Annotated in this window: 11 protein-coding genes; 8 read left to right on the top strand and 3 right to left on the bottom strand. The window is 41.0% G+C overall.

The features are described from left to right. Positions 1 to 90: 90 nt before the first annotated feature. The 5 genes from EL121_RS06290 to EL121_RS06270 all read left to right on the top strand — a co-directional run bounded on the left by EL121_RS06290 (position 91) and on the right by EL121_RS06270 (position 4,002). Positions 91 to 597, top strand: a complete 507-nt coding sequence (locus EL121_RS06290) for a TetR/AcrR family transcriptional regulator (RefSeq protein ID WP_039198456.1) — start codon at positions 91 to 93, stop codon at positions 595 to 597. 257 nt (positions 598 to 854) lie between these two features. Next, on the top strand, positions 855 to 1,163 hold the full coding sequence (locus tag EL121_RS06285; protein WP_039198455.1) for a helix-turn-helix domain-containing protein: 309 nt from the start codon (positions 855 to 857) through the stop codon (positions 1,161 to 1,163). A 248-nt stretch (positions 1,164 to 1,411) separates the two neighbouring features. Further along, positions 1,412 to 2,074 carry an NAD(P)H-dependent oxidoreductase gene (locus EL121_RS06280; protein ID WP_039198453.1) on the top strand — a complete coding sequence of 221 codons (663 nt, stop codon included), beginning with the start codon at positions 1,412 to 1,414 and terminating at the stop codon, positions 2,072 to 2,074. Between the two features lie 76 nt (positions 2,075 to 2,150). Beyond that, positions 2,151 to 3,209: an NAD(P)-dependent alcohol dehydrogenase gene (locus tag EL121_RS06275; protein ID WP_039198451.1), complete on the top strand. Its 1,059-nt coding sequence runs from the start codon at positions 2,151 to 2,153 to the stop codon at positions 3,207 to 3,209. Between the two features lie 181 nt (positions 3,210 to 3,390). Continuing rightward, positions 3,391 to 4,002: an ACP phosphodiesterase gene (locus EL121_RS06270; protein WP_423841616.1), complete on the top strand. Its 612-nt coding sequence runs from the start codon at positions 3,391 to 3,393 to the stop codon at positions 4,000 to 4,002. A 56-nt stretch (positions 4,003 to 4,058) separates the two neighbouring features. Here EL121_RS06270 and EL121_RS06265 read toward each other — a convergent pair whose 3' ends face one another. Further along, positions 4,059 to 4,541 (bottom strand): pyridoxamine 5'-phosphate oxidase family protein, encoded by a 483-nt coding sequence (locus EL121_RS06265; RefSeq protein ID WP_039198449.1) that lies wholly within the window; start codon positions 4,539 to 4,541, stop codon positions 4,059 to 4,061. 88 nt (positions 4,542 to 4,629) lie between these two features. Continuing rightward, complete coding sequence (locus EL121_RS06260; protein ID WP_039198447.1) at positions 4,630 to 6,438, bottom strand: monovalent cation:proton antiporter-2 (CPA2) family protein; 1,809 nt, start codon at positions 6,436 to 6,438, stop codon at positions 4,630 to 4,632. Between the two features lie 282 nt (positions 6,439 to 6,720). Between EL121_RS06260 and EL121_RS06255 the strand changes: the two genes are divergently transcribed. Then, positions 6,721 to 8,748 (top strand): BCCT family transporter, encoded by a 2,028-nt coding sequence (locus EL121_RS06255; RefSeq protein ID WP_129545053.1) that lies wholly within the window; start codon positions 6,721 to 6,723, stop codon positions 8,746 to 8,748. Between the two features lie 92 nt (positions 8,749 to 8,840). On the opposite strand, the gene EL121_RS06250 is transcribed toward EL121_RS06255, so the two are convergent. After that, positions 8,841 to 9,683, bottom strand: a complete 843-nt coding sequence (locus EL121_RS06250; protein ID WP_039198445.1) for a patatin-like phospholipase family protein — start codon at positions 9,681 to 9,683, stop codon at positions 8,841 to 8,843. A 229-nt stretch (positions 9,684 to 9,912) separates the two neighbouring features. On the opposite strand from EL121_RS06250, the gene mglB reads away from it, so the two are divergent. Beyond that, positions 9,913 to 10,905 carry a galactose/glucose ABC transporter substrate-binding protein MglB gene (gene mglB / locus EL121_RS06245; protein ID WP_039198443.1) on the top strand — a complete coding sequence of 331 codons (993 nt, stop codon included), beginning with the start codon at positions 9,913 to 9,915 and terminating at the stop codon, positions 10,903 to 10,905. Positions 10,906 to 10,961: 56 nt separating this feature from the next. After that, positions 10,962 to 12,461 carry a galactose/methyl galactoside ABC transporter ATP-binding protein MglA gene (gene mglA / locus EL121_RS06240; RefSeq protein ID WP_039198441.1) on the top strand — a complete coding sequence of 500 codons (1,500 nt, stop codon included), beginning with the start codon at positions 10,962 to 10,964 and terminating at the stop codon, positions 12,459 to 12,461. The last annotated feature ends 8 nt before the right edge of the window (positions 12,462 to 12,469 follow it).

The raw sequence follows: 12,469 nt of genomic DNA, 5'->3' as shown, positions 1-12,469 counted from the left end.
TATATGCAACTGCTCACTTTTTTGTAAAGCAGAGAACTTCATCTTTTGATTTGCCTCTAACACAAGCAAGATAAGGAACTGATAATAATTATGAAAAAAACTGTGAATTGCGTAGTGAAGGAAAGTATTACCGAGGCACTCCTTCGTTTAATGCAAAAGAAAGATTTTTATGCAATCAGTATTACCGAGCTGACTAACTTGGCAGGCGTCAGTCGCATTTCGTTTTATCGCAACTTCGAATCAAAAGAAGATGTTTTAATTAAGCATATGCACGAACGTTCTATTGCTACCTTTGCCAATTTGAACGCAACCAATGTGCGGGAACGTTTAATCGGTTTATTTAAAGTAACTGATGAGTTAGGTGATATTTTAGATCTCCTTTATTCACAAAATCTCTCACACCTCTTTTTACAATACTTTGCCTGTACGATCGGCGCTAAACCGGAACAAACAAACCGGGAAGCATTTCAAAATTCAATGATGATGGGGATTTGCTTCGGTGCATTAGACGAATGGGTCAAAAGAGGTAGAAACGAAAGCCCTGAACAAATGGTTGAGCTACTACAACAAGTGGTCAGACGTTGTTTAATTGACTAAATCCTTACTATAGATTTACCAATATTCCCTTCAATCCCAACATATCTAAACCAACCAATACTTAATAGAATCTTTTTGACTTTAAATTACAAAACTTGACTTTTCTAAAAAATCAAGTACATTCTCATATTTATGCGATATAGATCGAAAAAGCAATGATTACGAAATGCAATATTAACCATTATTCGTTATGGTTATGCTTTAAGTAAACTGTTTGCCATTCATCGACTGGTCGCAGTATAACAACGAGGTCCAAAATGAAAGAAACAAATCTGGATGCAGTACTTGAACAACGTTCTCCCGAAGATAAGAAACTTAAACTTCGCCAAACCTTGGCTGAAGTAAATGTCGAGCTCAAATTGAGTCATTTACGTGAAGAACTACAAATAACTCAACAAGAACTCGCCCATAAACTCAATATTAGCCAACCGTCTGTCGTTGCGTTGGAAAAACGAGGTAATGATATCAAGTTATCCTCCATCCAACGTTACATTGATGCAATCGGTGGCAAAATCCATTTGGCAGTTTCGCTGCCTACTGGTAAATCTGTGATTTACCGCCTCTAATAATAAAATTTTCTCGTTCACCAAGCGGTTTAATTTCACTTATATTTGCAAAAATTGAGTGAAATTAAACCGCTAATTTTTTTCTACATTCCTTTCTCTAACCCCTTCTTATATCAAATCTATTTATATTGCATATAACAAATAGTGATTGGATTTTATATCTAGAGATGATTAGGATCTGTACGATTTGTCGAATGATGATAATGATAAAGTTATCGCTATCACAAAATTTACTAGAAGGAAGTTTTATGTTTAATATCCAAAAAGAAAATGTCTTAGAAGCTTTCAAATACCGTCGTGCAACACGTAACTATGATGCGTCTAAAAAAATCAGTGATGAAGATTTTGCTTATATTTTAGAATTAGCTCGCCTTTCACCAAGTTCTGTCGGTTCTGAACCGTGGAAATTTGTAGTGATTCAAAACCAAGAATTACGTAACAAATTAAAACCGGTTGCATGGGGTATGGCGTCACAATTGGATGCGGCAAGCCATTTAGTGGTGTTACTTGCCAAGAAAAATGCAAGCCACGACAGCGACTACTTCAAAAAAGCACTTGAACAACGTGGTTTAACTGCTGAAGAAATGGAAAAAACTTTAGCGTTATATAAACAATTCCACGAACAAGATATCAAAATTGCCGGCAATGAGCGTGCGTTATTCGACTGGTGCTCAAAACAAACCTACATCGCATTAGGTAATATGATGAGCGGTGCGGCGATGATTGGTATTGATAGCTGCCCAATCGAAGGTTTCAACTATGATGCGGTAAATCAAATTCTTGCCGAGGCAGGCGCATTCGATCCAAATGAATACGGCGTTTCTGTGATGGCAACTTTTGGTTATCGTGCCGGTGAAATTGCACCGAAATCACGTAAACCAATCAGCGAAATCGTAAGCTGGATTAAATAACCACAAGCGGTGTAAAAAAGCCTAATTTTTACACCGCCTTTTTATTGGTACTCTAAACGCAAAAAAGGAACACACTATGACATTCAAAGTAAAAGGCTTTGCTGCCTTAGATCCGAAATCTCCTCTCGTTCCACACACTTTTGAACGCCGTGATGTGCGTGAAGATGATGTGGAAATTGATATTCTTTACTGCGGCGTATGCCACTCAGATTTACACCAAGCGCGTAATGACTGGGGAGTATCAATGTATCCGGTTGTACCTGGTCACGAAATTATCGGGCGTGTCAGCCGTGTAGGTAATAAAGTCAGTAAATTTAAAGTAGGCGATTTAGTAGGAGTAGGTTGTATCGTAGATAGCTGCCGCCATTGTCACCCTTGTGAACAAGGCTTAGAGCAATACTGCGATCATACCGCAGTACAAACCTATTGCGATACAGACCGTTTTGGCGACAATATGCCGACCTTCGGTGGTTACAGCGAAAAAATCGTAGTAACCGAAAACTTCGTGCTAAGCGTACCGGAAAATCTAGATACTAAAGCGGTTGCCCCATTACTTTGCGCAGGTATCACCACTTGGTCGCCATTGCGTCATTGGAACGTAGGTAAAGGATCAAAAGTGGCGGTTGTCGGTTTAGGTGGCTTAGGTCATATGGCAATCAAACTGGCACACGCATTAGGTGCAGAAGTGACGTTATTTACACGCTCACCGGGTAAAGAAGAAGACGCTCACCGTTTAGGCGCAAGTCGTGTAGTGATTTCAACTGATGAAGAACAAATGAAGTCGGTTGCTAATACCTTCGATGTCATTATTGATACCGTACCTTATACACACGACCTCAAACCTTACGTACCAACCTTAGCAATCAGCGGCACGCTTGTATTAGTAGGTTTAATCGGCGATCTTGATCCAAGCATCACGACCGTACCACTCGTATTAGGCAGACGCTCAATTGCAGGTTCAATGATTGGCGGCATTAAAGAAACGCAAGAAATGCTAGATTTCTGTGGCGAACACAATATCGTGCCGGACGTGGAGATGATCAACATTCAAGACATCAACCACGCTTACGAACGTATGCTCAAATCAGACGTGAAATACCGCTTCGTGATTGATATGCAATCATTGAAAGCGTAATCCAAATTCGGGCGGGTACTGACCCACCCCTACGATGGATTCGTGCAATTACTACATAAAATACTCCCCCCAAACTTACCGCACTGTCCCAAGTGCGGTTTTTTATCTCTCTTCGTCCAATTTCTTTATTCTACTAACTAAGCTATGATGCGCTGATGATAAATAGTTATAGCGAGCCGCCATGAACTTTCTTGCCCACAGTATGATTTCCTTTGAGTTAGACAAAATAATGCCGAATAGCCATACCTTATTTGGTAATTTTGCCGGTGATTTTTATAAGGGGCGAGTTGAGAATTTAGCGGTAGCAAGTCATATTCAAAACGGGGTAAGGCTACATCGTTTGATCGATAGCACAACAGATCGACGAGAAAACTTCCTCAATCCGTTACTTGCCGAAGAATTGGGGCGATTTAAAGGGATTGTGTCGGATATTGTGATTGACCACTTTATCGCGAAAAATTTTAATCGCTTGTTTGGGCAAGAACTGGCACAAGTTGAAACCGACATTCTGGATAACATTATTCAACATCAACCGATTTTCCCACAAGGTTTCTCCTCGCTATTTAATTGGTTGGCACAGAACCGAGCCTTGTCTCACTACGCTGACGTTGATTTTTTAACTGACCGAGTATTTACAGGAATGGCGCAGCGTATCACACGTGGCGAGGTACTGCGTTCAGCAGGAGATGTGCTAAAAAAGCACTATGTAGAACTGGAAACGTTGGCGATACAAGAATTTAGCTACACCAAACAGGAAAGTTTGCGCAAATATTTAGCATTGTTGAACCAGTAAACAGCAAACAAGCGGTTAAATTTCACAAATTTTTTGCAAAATTTAACCGCTTGTCATTAATGTTCCTTACACGCCCATTCCGTAACAATTAGTTTCATCACGGCGATGCGGTTCAGTTCGTTTTCCTCAAACTGCCAATCGGATTTGCCGGTGTAATGTTCCATTAAATATTGCAGAATCGTGATTTTTTCCGAACGTTCTTCAATCAGAGAAATTTCGCCCTTGCCGATAATACTTTGATAGCGGAAAGAATAATGGCAAGCAATCTCTGCCGTCACCAGTTCGTGTTTACGATCCATTTGAAAGCCCACAATCTTTTGTTGTTTGATTAAATCGATCTTCTTACCTTTTTGATGACCGTGAAAATAAAGCTCTAAGCGATCATCAAATTGCTTAAAGGCGAAGTTGAGCGGCAGAATGTAAACCCCTTGTTCTTCTTGAAAACCCAATCGACATACATCGCACTGGCGCATAATTTCAAGCATTTGTTCATAATCATTCACCGCTCGGTCTTTACGTCGAATTTTGTTGTGTTGCATATTTTTCCTGTAATTTTTAAGTTTGATATTGCAAAACAAGCGGTCAAAATTCGCAAACTTTTTGCAAAATTTAACCGCTTGCTTAATGTTACTCTCTCGCCAAAATCTTCTGGATTTCCGCCATAATTTCTTGGTCTTGTTCGAGAGCGATACGATACATTTCTTCGTTTTTAAAACGTTCGATTTTTGGGTCATACACTTCTGACATAAGCTTCACACTATGGCGATCTTTGCCGAAGTACATATTACCGATTTCATGCACTTTATCCGCATCTAAGCCTAGTTCTCGTAGCGCTTGTTTACCGGTACGCAATGCCCCGTCAAAGGTTTCTCGCACTTCAATATCCGCACCGGATTGTACCAAGTCGTAAACGTGGTAACGGTCATAAGCACGAGCGATGATTTTAATATGTGGATTCACACTACGTGCGTATTTCACGATTTCTAACGTTTGTTTCGGATTATCAATCGCCACAATCAGCATTTGTGCGGTTTGAATGCCTGCCGCTTTAAGTAAATCAGGGTGAGCACCGTTACCGTAATAACTTTTTACGCCACGTTTTTTCATTGCAGCGATAAGTTTTGGATTCAGTTCAATAATAGTCGGGTGGTAACCTGTCATTTGTAATAAATGATTAACCACTTGTCCGAAGCGACCTAAGCCGACCAAGATAATCGGGTTCTGTTCTTCAATATGATCATGCGGTTTGATTTCGTCAATTTTTTGCAAACGAGGCACGATAAATTTCTGGCTCACAATAATCATTAACGGCGTGAAGACCATCGATAGCACCACAATTGCCGTCATATTGGCGTGTACCGTGTCATCAATTACTTTTTGGGCGTGCGCTGCAGCAAATAATACAAACGCAAATTCACCACCCTGCGCCATTACGATTGCACGGTCGTGTGCGTCTAAATTGTTACTGCCGGAAAGGCGAGCGACTAAGAAAATCACCCCACCTTTAATCAACATCATTAATGCCACACCCGATAAAATCAGCCCTAAGTTGTCCCACACCACATTTAAGTCGAGCGACATCCCGACCGCAAGGAAAAATAAGCCTAGCAATAAGCCTTTAAACGGGTCGATATCCACCTCTAATTGGTGACGGAAACTGGAAGTGGAAAGCAATACGCCGGCAGCAAATGCCCCCATTGCTGCTGAAAGCCCGCTCACTTCCATTAATAACGCTGAGCCAAGCACCACGAAAAGTGCTACGGCGGTCATCATTTCTCGGATTTTGGTACGTGCCAGCATTTTAAAGAATGGATTTAGTACCTTGGTTCCGATAATAAATAAGAAAACCATCGCAAACACGGCAATCGAAATTTTTTGCCAAATCGGCGTGCTAGCGCTTTCTGTTGAATGAATTGGCGAGAGAAAAGCGACAACCGCCAATAACGGTACAATTAACATATCTTCGAATAACAGGATGGAGACCATTTTACGACCACGTTCAGAGGTCATTTCGCCTCGTTCGCTTAATACTTGCATCACAATCGCCGTGGAGGTCAACACGAAACCTGCCGCACTGACAAATGCCACTTGCCATGAATAACCGAATGCCATCACTAAACCGGTGAGCGCAATCGCCGCACCAACCACCTGAAAGCTGCCTAAGCCGAAGATATATTTGCGTAAGCCCCATAAATGCGCCGGTTGCATTTCCAATCCGACTAAAAACAGGAACATTACCACACCGAGTTCGGCAATGTGCAAAATGGTATGCGGATCGGAAAATAAGCCCAAACCGAACGGACCAATCGCTAGTCCCCCCGCTAAATAACCTAATACCGAACCTAAACCGATACGCTTAAAAATCGGCACGGCAATAATTGCCGCGCCCAATAAAGCCACCACACTTGTTAATTGACTTGCTCCTTCTGCTGCCATAAAACCTCCAAACTCAGAGACAAAAAAACAAGAATAAAAATAACATAAAATATATAAATGTTTGATAAGAATTGAAAAGTTAAAAAAATTCAGCAAAACACGTTAATTTTTCAAACTGCTTATTTTGTGATAGTATCTAGATTATATTTTTTTCAATCAGAGCTTTCCTGCTCGTCAAAATAAGGTTTCTGCCTTTTCATTCGTCCGCTTCGGACGTTCAATTTAATCGTTAGATTACACTTTTTTAATTTAAATTATCTTCATGTCAACCAAGGAGTAATTATGAACTTAGCCACGCTTGTTCGTGACAAATCTTCATTTAATCCGTTTGTGACAGGCATTACGTTATTATTTGTTATTTTACTTGTCGCAGCGATTTTAATTTTCCCCAACGGAACACAAACTGCCTTAAATGCCGCTAAAGCGGGTATTTTTGCTAATTTCAGCTGGTTCTATATTTTAATGTGTTCTATTTTCTTATTTTTCTTGCTGATTTTATCGGTGAGTAGTTTAGGTAATATTAAACTCGGTACCAATGAAGAAGAACCGGAATTCAGCTTTATGTCTTGGATGGCAATGTTATTCGCCGCAGGTATGGGGGTTGGATTAATGTTCTTCGGCGTTGCCGAGCCGCTTTCTCATTATTTGTCTTCCATTACCAGCGGAACAAGTGAGCAGAAAACACAACAAGCCTTACTCCACACGGTCTTCCACTGGGGAATGCACGCTTGGGCGATTTATGGTGTGATTGCGCTTGCGCTCGCCTATTTCGGCTTCCGTTATAAACTGCCGCTTGCTTTGCGTTCTTGCTTTTATCCGTTATTAAAAGATCGCATTAACGGCAAGATCGGGGACGTTATCGACATTATGGCATTAGTTGCCACCTTATTCGGTATTATTACTACTCTGGGTTTCGGCTCGGCACAGTTAGGTGCCGGTTTAGTGGAAATGGGCTGGATTGACGAAAATAGTTTCGGTTTACAAATTAGCGTAATTGTTATCGTTATGTCGCTTGCTATTTTTTCAGCGATCTCCGGTGTGGGCAAGGGGGTGAAAATTTTAAGCGAAACCAATTTAGTGCTAGCGGTTTGTTTATTAATTTTCGTATTACTTTCCGGCCCAACACTCTATCTATTAGCCGCATTTAGCGACAATATCGGTACATATCTCACCCATTTAGTGCAACTTAGCTTTAAAACTTATGCGTATGAACAACAAAATACCGAATGGTTTAACGGCTGGACGATTTTGTATTGGGCATGGTGGTGTTCTTGGGCGCCATTTGTTGGCTTATTTATCGCCCGTATTTCTCGTGGGCGTACCATTCGAGAATTTGTATTTGGTGTCTTAGCACTACCAAGCCTATTCGGCATTCTGTGGTTTACCGTATTCGGTAATAGTGCGATTTGGCTTGATCTGAACCAAGCGCAAGGCTCATTGGCACAGTTTGTTGCTACACCGGAAACCCTATTATTTAAATTTTTAGATTATTTACCGCTTTCTACGGTAACCGGACTAGTTGCATTATTAAGTATCGCACTGTTTTTTATTACCTCCGCCGACTCCGGGATTTATGTTCTGAATAACATTGCGTCACGTGATAAAAGCCTCTCTGCACCTCGTTGGCAAGCCGTGATGTGGGGCGTATTAATGTCAGCTGTGGCAATTACGTTACTTACTACCGGCGGTTTAGCCAACTTACAAACGATGACATTAATTACCGCCTTACCATTCTCCATTTTAATGGCAATCATGTGTGTGAGTTTGTGGTTTGGGCTAAGTGCGGATAAAAAATATTTTGAGGTGAAACTCACTCCGACTTCCGTACTTTGGACAGGCGATAAATGGCGAGATTACCTCAGCCAAATGCTTAACCAAACGGAAGAAAAAGACGTGAATCGGTTCTTGAAAAAAACAGCGTTACCAGCAATGCGAACCTTACGCCGAGAATTGATTGCCGAGTACGGATTAAGTGTTGATGTAAACGCCTATTTCGAACAAGACGAACCGGCGGTAGAATTAGTCATTCATAAAGAATCTATGCGTGATTTTATGTACGGTATCAAATCCGTCAGTCGTGAAGTCTCGGAACAGTTAATCAATGACGAGAATTTACCGCATATTCAAAATAGCGTGACCTATGAGCCAATCACTTATTTCTTTGATGGGCGTGCCGGCTATGACGTGCAGTATATGGAGGGGGATGAATTGATTGCCGACATTCTCAAACATTACGAACGTTATTTGTCACTGCTGGATTCTGTCGGACAAGAGTTGATGGCACATGAGCAAACCGAATTAGCCGAATAGCGATCGGTGGCTTAAACAAGCGGTCGAATTTCGATAAAAACTTGCAAAAATTTTGCCAAATTCGACCGCTTGTCCTTGGAAGCTTATTGGGACTAAGCTGCCAAATACTGACGTAACGCAGATATTGCCTGCTGAGCGTCAGAAACACCCAAATCGTACATTTGTTGTAACTTGTTAGGATTTTTTTCCAAACGACTTAACGGAATAGTTTGTGACGGGCGAATCACGAAAATTTGTTGTGCTTGGTTTAACTGAATAATGCGCTCCACCGTTTGATTGTAATCTTGATAACGCTGTTGCCAACGCTCAATCAAGTGGGGGTAACCGCGATAAATCCACTTAAACAATGCCATCGAACTTGGCTTTTTGCGGTATTCCAACGGGCGAGTTAAAACCAATACGATTTTGTCGTAGCCCAAATCAAGGCACTTCTGTAACGGAATGCTATCGGCGATGCCACCGTCCAAATATTTTTTGCCGTTAATTTCAACAAATTGAGACACAAACGGCATGGCTGAAGTGGCACGAAACAACTCCATTTCCTTAAACACGTCTTGCACCTTAAAATATTCCGGTTCACCGGTTTCCACATTGGTTAGCGTAACCCAAAAGTCCATTTGCGATTGGGCAAAAGTAGCTTGATCGAACGGATCATGAATAGTGGGCAATTCATAGAAAGCGAAATCACGATTAATTAGATTACCGGTAGTAAGCCAGCTTTTCAGACTTAAAAAGCGCTTATCATTCATATATTTTTTATTGTAGCGCAACACTCGCCCACGTTGTTTAGACGGGAGATTCACCCCAAATAATGCCCCTGCAGATACGGTAACTGCCCCATCAAATTCAAGCTGCTCATCCAAAAATACATCGAGTACGCCGGCGGTAAACATACCTCGCATCGCACCACCTTCCAACACTAACCCTACTTTCATTGTTTTCTCCTCATTTGCTTAATTATTATAGGCAATAAAAAGATTAGGCTCTATATTGATACTATAAACGAAGTAAAATTCCACAAACATCTTGTATATTTAAGTTATTTACTTCATTTTTTCGGATTTGTGAAAATGATCACAGTATTTTTTTCTTAGATTTTGTATGCTTCGCCCAACTACTTTAACCGTAGCTCATCATAATACTTTTATACCAGAGGGTAACTCTATGAAAAAAACCGTATTAAGCACCTTAGCATTAGCGATTGCATTAGGCGCAGGTATTAGTACCGCACAAGCAGAAACACGTATCGGTGTGACCATCTACAAATATGACGATAACTTTATGGCGTTAATGCGTAAAGAAATCGACAAAGAAGCGCATCAATTAAAAGATGTGAAGTTATTAATGAATGACTCGCAAAACACCCAATCTATTCAAAACGACCAAGTGGACGTATTACTGTCTAAAGGCGTAAAAGCATTAGCGATCAACTTGGTTGACCCTTCAGCGTCAAAAACCATTATTGATAAAGCGAAAAGTGAAGATTTGCCAATTGTATTCTTCAATAAAGACCCGGGAGCAAAAGCGGTTGCAAGCTATGACAAAGCTTATTACGTGGGTACAGATCCGAAAGAATCCGGTTTAATCCAAGGTGACTTAATTGCAAAACAATGGAAAGCGAATCCGGCATTAGATTTAAACAAAGACGGTAAAGTGCAATATGCGTTATTAAAAGGCGAACCGGGTCACCCTGATGCGGAAGCACGTACTAAATACGTGGTGGAAGGCTTAGCGGCACAAGGTATTCAAAGCGAACAGATCTTTATGGATGCGGCATTGTGGGATGCGGCACAAGCAAAAGATAAAGTGGACGCTTGGTTATCCAGCGGTAAGGCGAAAGATATTGAAGTGATTATCTCGAATAACGACGGTATGGCGTTAGGCGCATTAGAAGCTACTAAAGCGCACGGTCGTAAATTACCGATCTTTGGTGTAGACGCATTACCTGAAGCATTACAATTAATCAAAAAAGGTGAATTAGCCGGTACGGTGCTTAACGATGCTGCCGGTCAAGGCAAAGCCGTAGTGCAATTAGCGGCAAATCTTGCAGAAGGTAAAGCGGCAGGTGAAGGCACCAGCTGGAAAATTGAGGAACGTGTTGTACGTATTCCTTATGTTGGCGTAGATAAAGATAATTTAGATAAATTTTTAAAATAAGTGAAGTTGTTTAGGCACGGGTGGATCACTCGTGCCTATTTTTTAGGGAGTGAGATATGACAAGTGAAGTACTGCTCACAATGACAAATGTTAGTAAGTCTTTCCCCGGCGTAAAAGCGTTGGATAAAGCTAACTTAACCGTAAAATCCCATAGCGTACACGCCTTAATGGGCGAAAACGGCGCAGGTAAATCCACCCTACTCAAATGTTTATTCGGGATTTATGCCAAGGATGAAGGTGAAATTTTATTTTTAGGCAAACCGGTCAATTTTAAAACCTCAAAAGAGGCGCTTGAAAACGGGATTTCGATGGTTCACCAAGAACTGAATCTAGTAAAACAAGTAAGCGTCATGGATAACCTTTGGCTTGGGCGTTATCCGCTAAAAGGGCCGTTTGTCGATCACGATAAAATGTACCGTGATACCAAAGCAATTTTTGATGAATTAGATATTGATGTCGATCCACGTGATAAAGTGGCGAAATTATCCGTATCACAAATGCAGATGATTGAAATTGCCAAAGCTTTCTCGTACAACGCCAAAATTGTAATTATGGATGAGCCGACTTCTTCGCTTTCTGAAAAAGAAGTCGAACATTTATTTAAAATCATTCAGAAATTAAAAGATCGTGGCTGCGGCATTATTTATATTTCGCACAAAATGGATGAAATATTCAAAATTTGTGACGAAATTACTATCTTGCGTGACGGTAAATGGGTAAACACCGTTGCGATTAAAGATACCTCAATGGAACAAATCGTTTCCATGATGGTAGGTCGTGAACTGACTCAACGTTTCCCGGAAAAAACCAATATACCGAAAGAAACCGTACTCGTGGTAGAACATTTAACCGCCAAAAATCAGCCGTCCATTCAAGATGTTAGCTTTGAATTGCGTAAAGGCGAAGTGTTGGGTATCGCCGGCTTGGTCGGTGCAAAACGTACCGATATTGTCGAAACTATTTTCGGTGTGCGTGAAAAAGCCAGCGGAACTATTACCTTAAACGGCAAAGCGGTCAACAATCGTAATGCGTTTGAAGCAATTAATAACGGTTTTGCGCTGGTTACCGAAGAACGCCGCTCAACCGGTATTTATGCGAATCTCAGCATCGAATTTAACTCGTTGATTTCAAATATGAAATCTTACTTAGGTAAATTAGGTTTACTCAGCAATAAAAAAATGAAAAGTGATACCCAATGGGTGATTGATGCGATGAATGTTAAAACACCGTCTCATCAAACCAGTATTGGGTCACTTTCCGGCGGTAACCAACAAAAAGTGATTATCGGCCGTTGGCTGTTAACCCAACCGGAAATTTTAATGTTGGACGAACCGACCCGAGGCATTGATATCGGGGCGAAATTCGAGATTTACCAATTAATTCTCGATTTAGCCAATAAAGATAAGGGAATCATTATGATTTCATCCGAAATGCCGGAGTTATTAGGGGTAACCGACCGAATTTTAGTCATGAGTAACGGGAAAGTGGCGGGCATTGTTGAAACCGCCAAAACCTCTCAAGAAGAAATCTTGCAGCTCGCTGCAAAATATTTATAAAAGCAAGG

The sequence above is a fragment of the Actinobacillus equuli genome (genome assembly GCF_900636745.1).
GTDB lineage: Bacteria > Pseudomonadota > Gammaproteobacteria > Enterobacterales > Pasteurellaceae > Actinobacillus > Actinobacillus equuli.
This window is presented reverse-complemented; position numbering and strand designations above follow the sequence as displayed.